This is a genomic window from Geobacter psychrophilus (assembly GCF_056821595.1).
Window position 1 is genome coordinate 2412396 of sequence record NZ_JBXDTU010000004.1, and the last position, 17855, is coordinate 2430250.

12 protein-coding genes are annotated in these 17855 nt (G+C 57.1%); all 12 read right to left on the reverse strand.

The genetic code is table 11. The features are described 5' to 3' along the window. Positions 1 to 87: 87 nt before the first annotated feature. Entirely contained in the window at positions 88 to 1572 is a 1485-nt protein-coding gene (locus ACOCF6_RS13815; RefSeq protein ID WP_482460913.1) for a DUF3426 domain-containing protein, read from the reverse strand. Between the two features lie 113 nt (positions 1573 to 1685). Continuing rightward, entirely contained in the window at positions 1686 to 2552 is an 867-nt protein-coding gene (locus ACOCF6_RS13820; RefSeq protein WP_482460914.1) for a TIGR02757 family protein, read from the reverse strand. A gap of 2 nt (positions 2553 to 2554) precedes the next feature. Continuing rightward, a complete protein-coding gene (galT, locus tag ACOCF6_RS13825; protein WP_482460915.1) occupies positions 2555 to 3580 on the reverse strand; it encodes a galactose-1-phosphate uridylyltransferase in 1026 nt (341 codons plus the stop codon). Positions 3581 to 3654: 74 nt separating this feature from the next. After that, positions 3655 to 5844, reverse strand: coding sequence for a glycoside hydrolase family 57 protein (locus tag ACOCF6_RS13830; RefSeq protein WP_482460916.1), 2190 nt, complete (start codon positions 5842 to 5844; stop codon positions 3655 to 3657). 10 nt (positions 5845 to 5854) lie between these two features. Further along, a complete protein-coding gene (locus ACOCF6_RS13835) occupies positions 5855 to 8362 on the reverse strand; it encodes a sugar phosphate nucleotidyltransferase (protein ID WP_482460917.1) in 2508 nt (835 codons plus the stop codon). A gap of 153 nt (positions 8363 to 8515) precedes the next feature. After that, on the reverse strand, positions 8516 to 8896 hold the full coding sequence (locus ACOCF6_RS13840; protein ID WP_482460918.1) for a response regulator: 381 nt from the start codon (positions 8894 to 8896) through the stop codon (positions 8516 to 8518). Beyond that, entirely contained in the window at positions 8893 to 10515 is a 1623-nt protein-coding gene (locus ACOCF6_RS13845) for a sensor histidine kinase (protein ID WP_482460919.1), read from the reverse strand. The genes ACOCF6_RS13840 and ACOCF6_RS13845 overlap by 4 nt, the downstream gene beginning before the upstream one ends. 124 nt (positions 10516 to 10639) lie before the next feature. After that, positions 10640 to 12121: a cysteine--tRNA ligase gene (gene cysS, locus ACOCF6_RS13850; protein ID WP_482460920.1), complete on the reverse strand. Its 1482-nt coding sequence runs from the start codon at positions 12119 to 12121 to the stop codon at positions 10640 to 10642. A gap of 82 nt (positions 12122 to 12203) precedes the next feature. Further along, positions 12204 to 13142, reverse strand: coding sequence for a nucleoside recognition family protein (locus ACOCF6_RS13855; protein ID WP_482460921.1), 939 nt, complete (start codon positions 13140 to 13142; stop codon positions 12204 to 12206). 5 nt (positions 13143 to 13147) lie between these two features. Continuing rightward, complete coding sequence (locus tag ACOCF6_RS13860; RefSeq protein ID WP_482460922.1) at positions 13148 to 14401, reverse strand: MFS transporter; 1254 nt, start codon at positions 14399 to 14401, stop codon at positions 13148 to 13150. Next, positions 14394 to 16412, reverse strand: coding sequence for a cache domain-containing protein (locus tag ACOCF6_RS13865; RefSeq protein WP_482460923.1), 2019 nt, complete (start codon positions 16410 to 16412; stop codon positions 14394 to 14396). The genes ACOCF6_RS13860 and ACOCF6_RS13865 overlap by 8 nt, the downstream gene beginning before the upstream one ends. Next, positions 16409 to 17779, reverse strand: a complete 1371-nt coding sequence (locus ACOCF6_RS13870) for a sigma-54-dependent transcriptional regulator (protein ID WP_482460924.1) — start codon at positions 17777 to 17779, stop codon at positions 16409 to 16411. The genes ACOCF6_RS13865 and ACOCF6_RS13870 overlap by 4 nt, the downstream gene beginning before the upstream one ends. Positions 17780 to 17855 lie beyond the last annotated feature (76 nt).

A 17855-nucleotide genomic window follows, 5' to 3' on the forward strand; every position in this document is an offset into this window, starting at 1 on the left:
GCATTTTAAGCTGGATTGATGCCATAGAAAAAGGGCGCTGACTGTATTGAGTCAGCGCCCTTTTAATTTCGGTATACGTTCGTTGGATTACTGGGCCTTGCCGGTAGCCACAGTGGAGCCGGCCGGTTCAACGCCGTAATCTTTGGCACCTGCGGGTGGTTTGGCTATTACGATCACAAAAGGTATCGCTTTGCCGGGCGCCACTTCCATGTTGGCGAGAGAATCGCCGAACTGATTGGCCATCGCCGCTTCAATTTTGTCCAGTGACATGGTCGACAACTGCTCTTCGGTAAGCGGATTGCCGCAGAATGCATTCTTGCTGGCAAGGACTTCGCCATTGGCCCCGTACACCATGCCTTTGATCTGGATAGCAGCCCGCGGCTTACTGAATTCATTAACCGCTTCACCACTGATTACGAGCAGGTCGCCGATCAACTTGTTCTTGACGAAGGTTGCATCCACCTCGCCCAGGGTAATGCGACCCGATTCCTGTGCAGTGTTGGTTTTGTTGCCGGCGAACATCGCATAGCCAAAGAATGCAACGACACCGGCGACGAGAATGCCGAGTGCAGCAACCAGTACCCTGAAAATTGGACTCTGTTTGCGTCGCGAAACTATGGAAAGCGGCGGAAGTTCTTCCTGTGCCGCTGTGTTCTTTCTGGCGGTGCTAAAATCGGTATCTTGAATGGGCTTCGTCTGGGCTTCAGCCAGCGGTGCAAAAAGCAGTTCCTGGCTCGGTTTGAGTTCCTCCGGATTGACGTGATGCACACCAACAGAGGTCAGTTCATCTCCAAAGTCGATTTCGTCGAGGCTGAAAGGGGTGTCAGATGCAGCGTCTGTCATCGAGAATGCGTTGTTCTGTCCACCTGCAGAATCTTTGACTCCCATTGATGAGGCAAAGTCATCCATGCCAAAATCGAATGAGATCGCTCCATCCGATTCTTCAGGCGCTGAAGGTACGACCTCACCGAACATGTCGTCACCTGAAAAATCCAATCCACTGAATTCTTCGTTATGAGAATCGGTCGGTGCGGGTTGAATCTTGGGTGCATCGCCAAAATCCAGGCCAGGAGAGGTTGCTGATGCGGCGTCCTCATCGTCAGTACCGAAGTCAAACGTACCGAAATCCACATCGTTAATTGAATGCTGCGGTTCGACCTGAACCGGGGGGAACAAGGTGTCCTCTTCCGGTGATGACAGGTCTTGCTCACTACTGCTGATATCTAACGGAAACAGATCCTCGTGGTCGTCCTGGGTCTCAAAGGGAGCGGATACGGTCAGTTCAGACTCATCAAAGGTGCTGTCTGCAGAGGGTACCGTTTCTTCGAACTCTATGGCGGAAGCATCATCAGGCACCATAACGTCAGGCTGCACTTCAGTCGCTTCCTGCCCTGACAATTCAGAGGAGTCCAGCATGGTTCCGAAATCAGTCTGAGGTTCTGTTTCGGGAAGTATTTTGCCAACAGAAAACACGTGCCTGCATCTGGCGCAGCGAACCTTGACACCTTTTTCAGGAACCTTGGAATCGTCGAGCTTGAACTTTGTCTGGCACTGTTCACACTGGATAATCATCTGCGACTCCCCGGTGATGATTGGAATTGGGTGCATCGAACGGCGGAACTGCCTGAAACAACGCTAGTCCTATATCAGAAAGATAAAAGGGTGTCAATTTATTAAAGTGGCATTCATACCGCTAGAGTGCCGCTTTGCGGGCAGATGCCGCGTATGGTGCAGGTCAGGCAGTGCCTGGAATCGGTCCCGTTGCAGCCTTCGGATATCCCCAGGTGAGCAAGCGAGAAATCGTATTTTACCGGGTCAGCCGGGTCCAGGCGTCGCAGCGCGGCCGTGATATCCAATGCCATGCGCCAGTCGGCACTTTTGCGGGTGGTGAAGTTGAGATAGGAACAGATGCGACTGATATGCGTGTCGACCGGGATAATCAGCTGTGCAGGGGCAACGCCCTGCCAGATTCCCAGGTCGATGCCGTCGGCGGGCCGCACCACCCAGCGCAGGAACATGCACAGCCGCTTGCAGGCGCTGCCGGCTGACGGTGCCGGGAAGAGGAACCGAAAATAGGAGGCGTCGGGAGCAGGGTTGTCCCCGAATACCGGTCCATAGTCCAGGGCCAGTACAGCGGATGAATAGCTGTTCAGCGTGCCGGTAACATCCTGTGCCGCTGAATCGTGAAATCGGAGCAAGTAGGCATTGACGCTTCCGGACTCCCGTATCATCGACCGGAGCGCCCACAACAGGGCTACCAGATCGCGGCCGTCGTTGAAACGGTGCTTGAAACGGCTGAATGTATTCAGGCTGTCTGCCGGGATAAAAGTCTCCACGTACCTGCGCGGTGATGGACCCAGTTCAGCGAAGATCGATTCAAGGGTGCGCAGAATGATCTTGATGCCACCGTAGGCAAAGGCTGAGGCGATGACCGCGGCTACCTCCTGATCGACCGGGTCGTGATAGCGATGGCAGAAGGAAAGCGGATCGTTGCTGAGGTGTTCCGGTGAGCGGGCCGCATAGAGACGGTCAAGAACTGATTGTACATCCATGGTTACACATCGGCCTCGCGCAGGAATTGAGCCGCATCCTCGGGCGAGGTTGGATTGATATAAAAGCCGGTTCCCCATTCAAATCCGGCGACCTGGGTCAGGCGCGGCACCAGCTCGATGTGCCAGTGATAATCGTATTCCAGTGAGCTCCAATGACCAGGTTTGCCAGGGCGGCGGTGCATGGGGGGGGCGGTGTGCAAGATGAAGTTATAGGGTGCATCATTGAGGACGGTCTTGACCCGCAGCAACATGTCCTTCATGGCGACGGCCAACTCGGCCAGCTGGGCATCATTCATCAGGGCGAAGTCGTGGCTGTGCCGTTTGGGGAACAGGCGCAGTTCAAAGGGGGAACTGGATGCATAGGGAGTCATGGTTACAAAATTGGAGAATTCCCTTACAATTCTGATACCTTCGCGCAGTTCGAAATCGATGACGTCACAGAAGATGCAGCGTTCCTTGGTGTCGAAGTAATTACGGGCCACCTTGAGCTGGGTGAAGGCCACCGGCGGCAGCAGCGGCACGGCGATCAGCTGGCTGTGGGAATGGTGCAGGGTTGCCCCGGCGCGGGTGCCGTGGTTTTTGAACAGCACCATGTAGCGAAAACGGAAATCTTTGCGCAGATCGAGATAACGGGCACGATAGGCGGTTAACACATTGGTGATCTCGCCGGGGGTCAGATCGGCCAGGGTGCGGTCATGGTCGGGGGTCTCGATGATGACCTCATGGGCGCCGATGCCGTTCATGACGTCGTACATGCCGTAACCGCGGTTGTTGAGTTCGCCTTCCACCCGCAGGGCCGGGTATTTGTTGGGAATCACCCGCACCTGCCAGTTGGACGCGTTGGGCAGCCCGCTCAGGCGAATGGCAAAGATCTCGGGCGGGGTCTTGTCTTCATTGCCGTAGCAGAAAGGGCAGGCGGTCATCCTGCTGGACTCATCCTCCATCTGGAAATCCCGCGGTCGGCGGCCGCGTTCGGTTGCAATGATTACCCAGTGCAGTTTGATCGGGTCCCAGCGTAGTTCTGACATGTTTTCTCCAAGAATTTAGGGTCAAGGGTAATGGCTCGTAGATTAGAACTCCAATCTAGACCCTTGCCTCTGATTTAAATAAGCCAGTTATCCAGTTCGATGTCCGCCCCGGCATAATACAGCATCAAGGGTGCATCGGTTGGCCAGCGGCCGATTTCCTCATTATCGCGCACCAGGGTAATCGAGGCGAACAGTTTGCTCTTTTGGGTCAGTTTAAGGCCGCTCAGGGGTATGCCGATCTCGCAGGTCTTGCTGATTTTCCACAGGCAGTGCCCGTTGGTTGGAACCCAGACACTGTTCTCCTTGACCTGCAGCAGCCCTTCGTCGTTGCGAATCTGCATCGGCAGGCGGTATTCCCGATCATAGATCAGATGCAGGTTGAGAACGTCGCCATCCTTGAGCAGGCGCGAAAGTTCCTGGACGCCGTCAATGCGGATGAAAAGTGACGTCTTGTTGTAGCCGTAGTAAAAGCTCTGCAGCATGCGGTCGGATGAATGCATGGCCGAACCCTGCCGGGTCAGGTCATACAGGCCGGCCGCCAGCCATTCGAAGTAGCCGCTGGTACGGCCATTGATGTCCGGGGTGATGAAGGCTGCCGGCTCACGGATCAGGCCGGCCGGGCTCTTCTTCTTGATCGGCTCAAGCAGTTCGCGGGGCGGATCCTGTCCCAATAGGCGGTAGATGTTCAGCAGGTGCTGGCGGAACAGCCGGTCGAACCGGTCACTGTGGGGAGAAAAGTGATCGTCGCCGTACCACCAGAACCAGTCACTCCCTTGTGCCGCATACAGCGAGCGGCAGATCAATTCCGCTGTGGCATCAACGGGGGGAGAGCCGTTTTCCAACGCCGCTGCCACCGACGGGCTGGCTGCCACGGCCGCCGCACGTGCTCCGGCGACCAGATCCCAGGCCAGGTTTTCCTCGGGGTGTCCGATCCAGATGCCGTAGTTGCCGTTGATCCATGAGCCGGGAAAGATCGTGTGCAGCCGGCCGTCGAATCGGGTGTGTGTCAGCACGTCCGTGCAGGTGGTCAGATTCAGCTGGGGGGCCTCGGCCAGACCGCGGTACATGCCCTGCAGGAAGTCATAGGCGTTGTTGGGGTAGTATTCCCATGCATTTTCCCCATCCAGGATGATCGGCACGACCCTTCCCTCACCGCCGACGCGGGCTTTGATGGCGAGCAGGCGTCCACACAGGTCGCTTACGGCCCGGACAGAGTCCCACTGGGAGTAGGTAAAACCGACCAAGTCGGAAAGCTGGTGATCACGGAAAAATATGCCGACTTCCCCCTGTGGCCCGGAAAAGCGCCAGGGGCGGTAGAGCCGCTCCTTATGGTCGCCCAGACCTCCATCCAGGCTTTTGGCCAGAATCTCTTCGTCGGTTGCAACCCAACTCATGCCGCATTCGGCGATGATGCCGAGGGTCTCGGTGCTGACCGATCCCTCCGAAGGCCACATGCCTTTGGGGCTGAACCCGAAGATTTCCCTGAAATACTCCACACCGCGGCGAATCTGGGCGCGGGCATCCTCGGCATGGCGGAAGTTGGTTGCCGGCAGGATGACACGGGGCATGGCTGTTTTGGCCAGGCGGATATCGCACAGCAGCGGCAGGATCGGATGGTAGTAGGGGGTCACCGACAGCTCGATGCGTCCTTCTTCATGAAGGCGCTTGTAGAGAGGTATGATGGACTGCAGCAGCTCGCGTTGGGCTGCAAAGAGCAGTTCTTTATCGGCAGCGCTGAAATTCTCCCCTTTGGCAACAAGATCTGCAAAAACGGGGAAACGCCGCCGTGCGGCCTCGCCGGTCCAGGCCAGGAAAAACCATACCTGCAGGTCGAGCAGATCCTGGTCGCTGAAGTGCCGTACCCGGTCGCGGGCGCTGCCGGGCTTGCCCTCACCGGCCATGTAGAGCAGCTCCAGGTAGCGGCGGGATGGTTCAATCATGCGCTCGCGGTTGGCGGAGAAAAAATTCTCCAGCAGGAAGATGCGGTCATCCGTGTTCAAATCGGCCGGGTCTGCCATCCCTTTGATCAGGAACGGGTCGACGGCTGTCCCGTTGGCATACTCGAGCAGCTGCTCGATTAGTGACGGCACCAGATTAAAGACCGCCCGTGCACAGGGAGTGTCCTCGACAATGGCCGGCATATCGAAGTAGTCCTTGATCCCGTGCAGATAGGTCCAGGGCAGGGCGTATTCGTTTTTTATCGGATCCTTGTAGTACGGCTGGTGCATGTGCCATACGATGACCACATCAAGCGCGGTGGGCATTACGACTCCTCTATTCCAGTTCCTTCTTCCATTTTTCGATCTTGCTCTGGTATTCCGACAACAGCCGCTGGGCGGTTTTCTGATCCTTGGATTCGGCCACGATATGGATGTGGGGCGAATACTGGTCGGGCAGCACCAGCACCCATTCGTCCCCGAAATGTACCTTGATGCCGTCAATAAAGGTGGCTTCCTTGTCGAGGCTGTCCTCACTCATCCTGCGCATGATGCCCCCCTTCATCTCAAAGGCGCAGGAAAGGCTGGTCTGCAGGAAGGCCCGCTCAGGTACCTCTTTCAGCACCTTGGAGAAGGGAATATTGCTGGCAGCGCCCAGCTCAATCAGGCGGGCGATGGCAAACATGCCGTCAAAGGCGGCCTGGAAGCGGGAAAAGGCGAAACGTCCATCGGTGGATCCTGCAAAAATGACTTCAGAAGAACCGGCCGCTTCCAGCATGGCCCGGTCGCTGCTCTTGGTGCGGCTCACCTGGCAGCGTTTCTGCCCGGCCATGACCTCGATAATCGAGGGAGCCTGGACCGGCACTGCAATAACGCCTTTCTGGCCGCTCCTGAGTGATAAAAATGTCACCAGCGAGAGCAGCTCAATGCCGTTGAGGATAGAGCCGGTCTCGTCCAGCAGGGTGATGGACTCGGCACTGGGATCAAGCCAGAAGCCGGCCTGGGCGCCCAGTGAACCGACGATCTTGGAAAGCTGTTCCAGTGCGGCTTGCTTGTCCTTGGCCTGCTTGCCGCCCCGTCCCTCATCCACATAGGCATTCAGAGCGATGACATTGCACCCCAGTTCACTGAGGATCAGCGGCAGGATCTGGCTGGCGGGAGAGTAGTTGAAGTCCACCACAACGGTCCAGGCGGCTTTTCTCAGCATCTCCTTGTCAAGGGCCCTGAAAAAACCCTCGCGGTAAAAATCCACCACATTGTTGATATCAGTAATGGCGCCCGGCTCGGTATGATGGGCACGGCGGAAATTTTCCTTGTAAAAGACCCCCTCCACGGTTTTTGCCATGCTGCTGGAGAAGTCCAGGCCATCCCCATCCATAAATACAATCTCCATGGAGGTCGGGTCGTCCTGTCCCTGGCGGAAGTGAAAGCCGCCCACCTCGCCGAAGGTCTTCAGTTTGTAGCACAAAACCGGCAGCGGCGTCATCTTCATGTCGCGCACATTGACGCCGGCCGAGAGGATGCCGCCGACGAAGCAGCGCTTGAGCATGCGCGAGGCCAGGTTGGAGTCGCGTCCGCCCAGTACGAAGCTCCCCTTGGGCAGGGTCGTGCCGTAGGCGCACCCCAGCTTTGCCACAAACTCCGGAGTCAGCTCCACATTGGAAAGCCCCTTGATAATGGCGCCCTCGAACAGTGTCTTTTTCCACTTCTCGCCCCAGATAAGGTTGGCGGTCACCGTTGAGCCGGCTTCGATGGTTTTGCGCGGCCAGATCTTTACTCCGGATTTGATGACGGAACCATCACCGATGGATGTGTCGGCGGCGACGATGACGCCCTCTTCCAGCGTACAGCCCTGGCCGATGCGGACGTTGGAGCAGATGACGCTGTCGGAGATCCTGGCCCCTTTCTTGATGTAGGCGTTATCCCAGACAACACAGCGGTTGAGCTTGACACCCGGTTCGATCGTGCAGTTGCGGCCGATAACCGAATCCTTGATGCGCACATCACCCAGAATCTGGGTGTTGTCGCCCACCACGACCGTCCCCTCCAGGCCGTCGGCATGCTCCAGGTTCACATCAACGCCCAGTCGCAGATCCTTGCCCACAAAATCCTGTTTGGGCTCGTCGATCTTCAGGTTGACCCGGCCCTTGAAAATATCATGGTAGGCTTCACGGTAGGAGTCGGTGTTGCCGATGTCACGCCAGTAGCCCTTGACCGGCAGGCCGAACAGCGGGTCGCTGTTGGTCAGCATGCGGGGGAACAGATCCTGTGAAAAGTCGAAATTTTCGCCCTCGGGGATGTACTTGAAAATTTCCGGCTCCAGCACGTAAATACCGGTGTTGATCGTATCCGAAATGACCTCGCCCCAGCCCGGTTTCTCCAGAAACTGGGTGATGCGCCGCTCTTTGTCCGTGATGACGACGCCGAACTGCAGGGGGTCCTTGACCGATGTCAGGGTAATGGTGGCCATGGCCTTGTTGTCGTGGTGGAAATCAACAACCTTCTTGAGATTGAAATCGGTCAGCAGGTCGCCGCTGATCACGAGAAAGCGTTCGTCCAGGTATTTTTCAGCCGCCTTGACCGCTCCGGCCGTACCCATATCCTGCAGCGGGGTGACATAGGTGATCCTGACGCCAAAATCGGAACCATCCCGGAAGAACTTCTTGATGACATCCGGCTGATGATACAGCAGCATCACGAGGTCGGTGATATCGTGCTTCTTGAGCAGTTCAACTATATGCAGCATGATCGGGCGGTTGAACAGCGGAATCATCGGCTTGGGCATGCTGCTGGTAAGTGGTTGGATACGGGTTCCAAACCCGCCGGCCATGATAACGGCTTTCATAAAGGGACTCCTTGAAAATAATTAAATAACACAGAGTCTCAGAGACACTGAAAAGACAAAAAAATGGTACAACAACTGCTGGTAGAGAGCGATCTGAATTGATACGTTTTCTCTGTATCTCAGTGCCTCAGTGTTTAAATGCAAATGATCAGGTTACAGCCCCACCTTGGCCTTCTGTGCCTTCTTGGCCAATACCCGGGCGATCTCCTGCTTCAATTCGGTCAGGTCGCCGGACTTGACCACATAGCCGTCCGCCAGCCAGGCCGAAAAATCGTCCTTGTAGCAGGAAAAGGCCGAACAGAGGATCACCGGCATGTCATGGCGCTCCTTGACCAGTTTCTGCAGCAGTTCGATGCCGCTCTCGTTCTTGAGTTTGATGTCCAGAACCGCCAGGTCAAACTGGCCTTCCTGCAGCCTTTCGGCCGCCTCGGTTATGTTGGCTGCCGTGACAACCTCATAGCCTTCGTCCTTCAACTCCTCCGCGTACAACAGGCGAATGTTGGCCTCATCGTCCACTACCAGTAGTCTGCTCATGTCTGCTCCTCCTTGTGGGTGGGAAGTGTGATTGTATAGGTAATGCCGCCCTCCGGCGGCGCAATGACGATCAGGGGGATGCCCTGCCGTTCCAGCATGGTACGGCAGAGTGCCAGTCCCAGTCCGGTTCCCATGTCGTGAGTAATGGCAAAGGGGGTCAGCAGTGAATCAAGTTCATCCTGGGAAACGATCCTGTTGTTGTCATTGATGCTGACTTGGATCGCATCGTGGCTCCCGGTTGCCTGGATCCGGATGGTTTCCCCGGAACGGCCGTCGATGTCGTTCAGGATCAGGGTCCGCACGCAGTACGAAACCTGCTTGATGTCGATATAAGCCTGGGGGATGCTGGTGTCCGGTTCGAATTGGCATTCGCAGCCCCGCTGTATGAGCAGATCCTGAAGATCTCTGATAGCGGTCTCCACCACCTGATTAATGTCCCAGAAATCCCGGGTCGGGTAGAGCGAATCGGAGTAGTTGAGGATCTCGTCCAGCACCCCTTCCAACTGACGGGTTTCGCTCACAATCGATTCGATGAAGTCCCGCTTGGGGTCGGAGGCGGGGGTGCTCTTGAGCATGGAACGGGCAAAACCGCCGATGATCATAAGCGGATTGCGGATGGAATGGGCGATGCTGGAGGTGATGCGACCCACCAAGGCCATCTTCTCCATCCTGACGATCAGCTCCTGCTGTTCCTTCAGCTTGTTGCTGGCCTCGGTCACCCGGCTGAGTTCCACCTGCAGACGGTCGTAGAGTGACGCCCGCTCAATGGCGAAGGCCACCGGAAAGGTGAAGGTCTCCAGCGAGTGCATGTCATCTTCTGTGATGCGGCGATGGGTGATGCAATTGTCGGCAATGATCAGGCCTACGCGGCGGTTGCGGGAATGGAGCGGCATCAGCAGAAAGGTGTCAACGCCCAGCAGATGCGCTAATCCGGGAGTCACATCCGGGTGATGAAAGGCGTCCTCGATCAGCAGCGGGTGTTTGCCGTCCAGTGCTTTGATCAGGATATGGTTTTCGTCGGACAGGGGAACGGTAAGCTGTTCCAGGATATCGTGAAACTTGGCCCGCTCGGAAGAGAGCTTGTTGACGCGGAAGTTCTGGGCCAGGGTCTGCAGGTCCAGATCATTGCCGGCGATCTCGTCCCAGACCTGGCTGGCTTCCTCATAATTGCGCGGACCTATCGCAAGAAAGCCGGTGAGCTTGGAGTGATCACGATCGGTCAGCAGCAGAAAGGCGCGGTTCATGCCGAAGCCCTTGCCGGCCGTGATGGCTGTCAGGGCAACGGAGAGCACCTCCTCCAGGTCAACGGAGCTTTGCAGGACCGAGCCCAGTTCGTGCAGAAAGCGGACTTCGAGGGTTTTGTTGTCAAGGAAGCTGACCAGGGACTGGATCTGGGATTTCTGGCGCTGATGCTCATCGTGGACCAGGCTGAAAACGGGTGCCAGAGGATGTCCGCTTTCGCGGAATCGCTGCAGGTCCCGCTTGAAATTGGGGCAGTCACAACATTTTTCCAGGATGCGCCGTCGACGGGACGACAATAAATCCTCGTCTCCATACTGGATATTGGGGCAGTCGCCCAGCGCAATGACATCCCTGTCCCAGCAGCATTCCCAGTCCACATCGGTCCCCGTTAAAAGGTAATGAAATCAGTATAACAGGCAAAAACGAGTATGCAACCCCCTCCGACTCCGCTCAGGGATCGGAAGCTGTCTGTCAGGTGGCGAGGAAGTCCGAAGTAGAAGCCTATTTCACGTTCCAGGTCGTTCCCTGCGCCGAATCCAGCAGCTGGATGCCCTTTTCGAGCAGCATGTCCCTGATCTCGTCACCACGTTTGAAATTCTTGGCCTTTCTGGCTTCGCTCCGTTCGATGATCAACTGTTCGATTTCTTCAGGAGAGATGTCTATCTGGTCCGCCTTGGCGCTCTTGATGCCCTCTAGCCACTCTGCCGGACGGCTCCCGAACAGACCCAGTACACCGCCTGTCTCGACGAACAGCTGTCGGACCTGAGCCAGTAACATCATGGCGACCGGACCCACATCCTTTGTTTCAGCCAGAAAGCGATTGGTGGCCCGGATCATTTCGAACAGTACCCCCAGCGCCAAAGCTGAGTTGAAATCGTCATCCATGGCTTCAACAAAACGGGGAATGGCCTGGTCGATCTTTTCCCGCAACTCCAGACCTGCTTCAGGAAGTGATTCCAGTGACGGCAGTTCGTTTGATGCCGGTGGTGCGTTTAAAATCACATCGACTGTCGCCAGGCAGGAATATATCCGTTCCAGTCCCGACTGGGCGTCGTCCAGGTTCTGATCAGAGAAGTCGATCGGAGAGCGGTAATGGGCCGAGAGGATGAAAAAACGAAGTGTCTCCGGATCGTACTTCTCAAGCACCGTACGGATGGTGAAAAAATTCCCCAGGGACTTGCTCATCTTCTCGCTGTTGATGTTGACGAAGCCGTTGTGCAGCCAGTAGCGTACGAACTGGCAGCCATTGGCCGCCTCGGACTGGGCGATTTCGTTTTCGTGATGAGGGAAGACCAGGTCCTTGCCGCCGCCATGAAAATCGAAGGTTTTGCCCAGAAACTCCACGCTCATGGCCGAACATTCGATGTGCCAGCCCGGCCTGCCCTGGCCCCAGGGGGATTCCCAGAACGGCTCGCCCGGCTTGGAACCCTTCCAGAGGGCGAAATCCATCGGATTGCGCTTCTTTTCGCCGATCTCCACCCGCGCGCCGGCCAGCATCTCTTCCAGGTTGCGCCCGGAAAGCATGAGGTAGTCCGGGAAGGTCTCCACGGCATAATACACGTCACCCTCGGATGCGTAGGCATGACCCTTGGAGATCAGAGTTTCAATGATGGCAATGATGCCGCTGATATGGTCGGTGGCCTTGGGTTCCACTGTCGGTTTTGCCAGGCCCAGGCGGTCCATGTCCTCGTCAAAGGCCTGGATGTAGCGGTCGGCAATCGTGCGGTAGTCGACACCCTCCTGGTTGGCGCGGTTGATGATCTTGTCGTCGATATCGGTATAGTTGCGGACATAGGTGACATCATAGCCGGCATATTTCAGGTAGCGGAAGATCACGTCGAAGACCACATTGGCCCGGGCATGGCCGATATGGCAGTAGTCATAGACCGTGACCCCGCAGACATACATGCCGGCCTTGCCGGGGATCAGGGGTACGAAGGTTTCTTTTTCACCCGTGAGGGTATTGTAGACGCGCAATGCCATAGTGCGAACTCCCTGCAGAAAAATGTTGGTTATTGTGCCTTTTTTTGGCGGTGAAGGCAAGCGGTGAAACGTGCTGAGTTATTCAGAAAATCAGCAGATGCAGAATTCCGCGGATAACAATCCCGACGGCAGCGCCGGCGATGGCCGGCCGCACCACCGACGTGCAGCGGGCCCCGGCCGAAACCAGGACCGCCACCCCGACCAGGTCGCAGGGATTGGTGAGAAAGCCGGCCATGCGATTCAACTCCAGGGTTGTAATGGTCCCCTCTTTCAGCAGGTTGAGGGTGACCCCCATCATGGCAGTGCCTCCGGCCAGGTATTTTGTGGCCAGCGGCAGCACGGCGACTGCCGGAAAGCCGATCAGTGTGAACAGGGGTGCCAGTGCGCCTTCCAGCAGGGTGATAGCGCCGATCAGCTTGAGGATGTTGACCAGGAAGATCGCCAGGATCAGCATCGGGATGGCGCCGAGGATGACCTGTACCGCCTCCTGGCCTCCCGTAATCATCAGGTTGAGAGTCGTACTTTTTTTGCCCGCCCCCGCCGTTCCCGTGAAATCCTCGGCCGGGGCATGTTCATCGCCGGCTGAGCGGGCAAACAGGTAGTAGGTCACGGCCGCCGCCGCCAGGCCGCCGACGAACGAAGTCAGTATGATCACCCCCAGGTTCAGCCCGACCGCCACCATGGGAAAGACGACGTTGGCCTGTGACATGGTAAAGATCATGGCCAGGGTTGCGGCGATATGCCGCCGGCCGGTGCCGTCCTTTTCCATGATTGCCAGGGTGGCCAGCGGTGCGGCAAAGCTGACCAGCAGCAGCTGCAGGATGGCAAAGGCGCCGGCGCCGGGGATGCCGAAGACCCGCAGCAGCGGCTGTACCAGCCGGGCGACCAGCGCCAGAATTCCCCGGGCCTCGACGACCTTCATGATCGCCATCATGATGACCAGCACCGGCAGCAGTACATACAGCGCCAGGTCGAGCCCCGCTTTTCCGGATTGCAGCATGATCCTGATGACATCTTCCACGCTCGTTACCTCTCGCTATAATCCTTGGCACATAGAAATAATACGATGGCGGCAGCCAGGCAGACGACCGGCAGCAGAAAGGCTGTGTGATAGGCGGCCGGTGGCGCTTCGCTCGTCCCGCTTACGTAGGCACCGATGATGACCCCCATGATCTGCTGGGTGGAGGCCGCCCCCATCAGGACAAAGAAGTTGAGCGACGTAAGCGCGGTGCCCACGATCTTGACCGGGAACATGGAGCGGATAATGGGGTAGATCATCACTCCGCTGGAGACCGCCAGGCCGATGGCAAAGAAGACCGTCACCAGGAGCGGCTGTGGCAGGAGTTCAATCCATCCCAGAAACCCGGTCATGAGGAGCAGCAGTACCATCTGACCGGCCAGCAGGGTCTTTTTGTACGACCGGAAAAACCGTCGGGCGATGCTGTCGGTCACGGTGCTGCCGACGATGAAGCCGAGCGAGGTGAACATCAGGGCTCGTCCGGTCTCGGCCCGGGAAAGATGCAGTATCTCCATCAGGTACGGCCCGCCCCAGAGTCCCTGCAGTGCCAGATAGTTGCCGTACCAGGCAAAGGCAATGCCCCCCAGCAGCCAGAAATCGCGGGAGCCAAAAATCTCGCCCCAGGCCGCCAGCATGCCGCTTTTTTCTGACTCCGGATTGGCAACAGCGGGTGAAGTCTGAATCGGCGGCCTGTCCCGCACCACAGCAAACACCAGCAGTGTGACCACTATCTGGACAACGCCTATGGCAAGAAAGGAACTGCGCCAGCCGACAACGGCTACCGCCAGGGCCAGCGGCGCCGTGGCAAACAGGTTGCCCAGGTTGCCGACCGCCACCATGAAACCGGAGATGCGGCCGAACTCCTGTTTGCTGTACCAGTGGCTGAAGACCGTGAAGGTGGCCATCAGCACCGATGCCGTGCCGATGCCGATCAGCACACGCGCCGCCATGGCAACGGGCAGGGTGGCGGCCTGGGAAAAGAGGATTCCCCCGATGGCGGTCAGGCAGCCGCTGGCGCTGATCACCAGACGGCTGCCCAGCCGGTCGATCATCGGCCCCAGCGGGATCTGGGCCACGGCATACACGTAGAACAGTATGCCGGACAGGGAGCCGAGCTGTTGCGGGGACAGGTGCAGTTCCCGGGATATGTCGCCGGCCACCACCGCCAGTGAAACGCGGTAGAAATAGACCAGGATGTACATCAGCGCCAGGGTGGCGAAGAGGATCCAGCGCTGGCGGTGGAGGGACAGGGCATTACTCATGGGTAAGCCCGCTTGCTGTAATTGTCTGCCGCAACGGCAGCACAACAATGAAGGCCGCCCCCTGGCCGGCCTCGCTCTCAACACGAATCTCACCGCCATGATCCTTGACTATCCCGTAGGAGACGGCCAGTCCCAGGCCGGTGCCGAGTGATTTGGTGGTGAAAAAGGGTGTGAACAGTTTCTCCCGGACGCCTGCAGGTATGCCCGGCCCGCTGTCGCCTATCGTTACCGAACAGCACCCCGTTGTCCGGTCAACCTGCGTAGAAACCGTCAGTGTACCTCCCGTTTCCATGGCCTGCAGCCCGTTTGCGATCAGGTTGGTGAACACCTGGCGCAGCTGGTCCTCGTCCCCTTCAAGATCATCTCCTGCGGTTGTCTGGTATCTTCGTTCAATAGTGTATCCGTCCAGTGGAATCTGATGTCCGATCTGATTCAGGATGTCATCCAGCAGCGCCTCAATATAGAATGGCCGGATGACCTTTTTCTGAGTTCTGGCGAAGGTCAGCAGATTGGACACGATCCGCTCCACCCGGCCGACCTGCTTGATAATGGTCTCCACTTCCGAGTGGTCCGAGTCGTTCAGCCGTGCCGACATCTCCAGCAGTTCGGCGTTGCCGCGGATAATTGCCAGCGGGTTGTTGATTTCGTGTGACACGCCCGATGCCAGCAGGCCGATACCGGCCAGGCGATCGGCCTGGGCCAGATCCTTCTGGATGGCCAATAGTTGCTGACTTTTTTCCTCCAGCTGGACAGTTCTTTCCAGCACTTTTTCTTCCAGTGTGCGATTAAGAGTCAGGTTCTCGTCATCCCGTTCCCGCAGGCGACGTTTCATGGTATTGAACTCCCTGGCCAGCGAAGCGATCTCGTCATGACCATCCACGGTGATGTCGGGTCGCTTTTCGCCGGAAGCGATCTTGCGGACACCTTCTTCCAATGCCCTGATCGGGCGGGATAGACTGGTTCCAAGCCATGCCGAAAGGCCGATGCCGATCATGGATACGAGCACCAATACGGCTGAGAAGATGATATTAACCTGTCGCCGCAGCAGCAGCAGCGGTTTTTCCGGCATCCCCACATACAGTGCACCGACAACTGAACCCCGCAGGTCGCGAAGCGGCTCATAGGCTGTGAAATTGCGAGAATCCAGGACATAGGCGGTTCCGATCCACTGGCTGCCGTTGGAGATGGCTGAAAACACCTCTTCCGACATCAGGGTGCCTAAGGCCGGTTTCCCCCCATCGTCCAGAACACTTGTGGCAATGCGGACGTCATCGAGAAATATGGTGGCATTGCCGCGTGCGCGGACATCTGCTTCTCCCCGATGGAAGACGACCTGGGTTATACGATCCACCAGGCGGTTGTCATTGTTCAAGAGCAAACCGCCGTAGACAACCCCGGCGACACTGCCGTCAGGCGCCATTACCGGTGAGGCTGCAACCTGGAAAAGTCCGCGTTCTTCCACGTTATTTGTGTGTCGGCGGGCGTGGACGGTTGACTTGACCGGAAGATTCATCATGTGGCTCAGCTGAGGATTCTCCCGTTCTGCCTGGGCAGTTGCCAGCAGCATGATGCCGCTGACGGTTGCCCCCTTGAGAGCGTCAGCGATCAATTTTTCGCTGGTACGGGAATCACCGATAGTAAAAGGATTGGCCGCCCGGTAGCACACGACCCCGTGTCTGTCTACCACTGTCAGGAAGCTGAGCCGGTTGTTTCTGAGAATGGTCTGCAGTGGCTGGATAAGGGTGTCCCTGGTGGGGTGGGCGAGAATTGAGGTCAGCTCGGGAGTTTGGCCGGTCAGGTGGATAATATCGGTGAGTCGCGACAAATCGGAAAGGAAAATCTCGTGGGCTGAATGGAGATTCGATTCGACGGATTGCAGCGCTTGGCTGGTAAAATGGGACGTAATGATTGAAACTCCCACAACCCAGCAGATCACGATTGCGGCTACCAGTGGCACCAGGGTGGCAATGGTCAGTTTGAGGCGTATCGATCTCCACAGAATGTGTTTCATGTGGCCTTGTCGTTCCCCAGTCCGTATTCAAGGATTTTCCGGTCCAGGGTTTTGCGGGAGATGCCCAGGATCTCAGACGCCCGACTTTTGTTGAAGTCGGTCTCCTTCAGGATTGACGTGATGTGCTGACGTTCAATCTTGTCCAGAGCGATCAGCGGAGCAATGTTTGTCGTGGCGGGAAAGCTCTCGCGACGGGCTCCCAGCGGCAGCAGCCCGATGGTTATCATTTTGCTCCGGGCAAGGATTACGGCCCGTTCGATGACATTTTCCAATTCTCGGACATTGCCCGGCCAGTCATACTCAAGCAGTGCCTGCAGGGCATCGCCGGTGAAACCCTGCACATTTTTTTTCATGCGACGGGTAGAAGCCTTCAGGAAATGGAGGGCCAGTGGTTCAATGTCATCGCGCCGTTCACGCAGCGGCGGCAGGTTGATGGAAATTACATTCAGGCGGTAATACAGGTCCTCACGGAAACGTCCTTCTTTGACCTCGGTTAACAGGTCTTTGTTGGTAGCTGCCACAAATCGTATATCCACCTTGCGTGTCAGGGTCGAGCCCAATACAATGAAGTCCTTCTCCTGGGTGACCCGCAACAGTTTGGCCTGTACCGCCGGACTGACATCACCGATTTCATCCAGGAACAGTGTACCGCCGTCGGCTTCCTCCAGCAGCCCTTTCTGGTTCATGACCGCACCGGTAAAGGCCCCACGCACATGCCCGAACAACTGGCTCTCCAGAAGCGTGTCCGAAAGTGCAGCGCAGTTGATAGAGACAAACGGCTTGTCGCGTCGCGGGCTGTTGCGGTGCAGGGCGCCGGCGATCAACTCCTTTCCGGTGCCGGAGTCTCCCATGATCAGGATATTGGCATCGCTTTCAGCCACCTGCAGGGTCAGATTATATACCTCGCGGAACACCTGGCTGCGAAAAATGATATCATCGGCGCCGTTTCCGCTTCGGTTCAGTTCTTCGCGCAGCAATTGGTTTTCCTGTGCAAGTCGGCGATGGTCAAGCAGTCGCTTGAGCATCCCGAGCAGCTTTTCTTTGGGAAAAGGCTTGGTAATGTAGTCGTAGGCCCCCTGCTTGATGGCATTGATCGCATCATCTATTGTTCCGTGGGCGGTCATGATCACCACCGGTATGTCCGGCCAGCGCTTGCAGAGCTGCTCCAGTATTTGCAGGCCATCCATGTCGGGCATGCGTACATCCTGAAGAATTGTGTCGCACGGCATGGATGTGGCTTTCTCCAATCTCATCAACAGGTCGGCACCGCGGGAAAAGGTCTCCACACTGTAGCCGCTGACCTGCAGCAGTTTATCCAGATAGCGCAATATTTCCGGTTCGTCGTCGCAGACGAATATGGTGGGCATGGAAGCACTCCTTGCAGATAACGTATACACCGAGCAAAAAAAACGATACATCACGTTAAAAAAAGAAGCAATCGCT

Bases quoted from the DNA above. Each gene is read 5' to 3' on its own strand.
- cysS (WP_482460920.1), bottom strand. From the start codon at position 12,121: ATGGCATTGCGCGTCTACAATACCCTCACGGGTGAAAAAGAAACCTTC.
- ACOCF6_RS13830 (WP_482460916.1), bottom strand. From the start codon at position 5,844: ATGCCCACCGCGCTTGATGTGGTCATCGTATGGCACATGCACCAGCCG.
- ACOCF6_RS13865 (WP_482460923.1), bottom strand. From the start codon at position 16,412: ATGAAACACATTCTGTGGAGATCGATACGCCTCAAACTGACCATTGCC.
- ACOCF6_RS13860 (WP_482460922.1), bottom strand. From the start codon at position 14,401: ATGAGTAATGCCCTGTCCCTCCACCGCCAGCGCTGGATCCTCTTCGCC.
- galT (WP_482460915.1), bottom strand. From the start codon at position 3,580: ATGTCAGAACTACGCTGGGACCCGATCAAACTGCACTGGGTAATCATT.
- ACOCF6_RS13870 (WP_482460924.1), bottom strand. From the start codon at position 17,779: ATGCCCACCATATTCGTCTGCGACGACGAACCGGAAATATTGCGCTAT.
- ACOCF6_RS13815 (WP_482460913.1), bottom strand. From the start codon at position 1,572: ATGATTATCCAGTGTGAACAGTGCCAGACAAAGTTCAAGCTCGACGAT.
- ACOCF6_RS13835 (WP_482460917.1), bottom strand. From the start codon at position 8,362: ATGAAAGCCGTTATCATGGCCGGCGGGTTTGGAACCCGTATCCAACCA.
- ACOCF6_RS13820 (WP_482460914.1), bottom strand. From the start codon at position 2,552: ATGGATGTACAATCAGTTCTTGACCGTCTCTATGCGGCCCGCTCACCG.
- ACOCF6_RS13840 (WP_482460918.1), bottom strand. From the start codon at position 8,896: ATGAGCAGACTACTGGTAGTGGACGATGAGGCCAACATTCGCCTGTTG.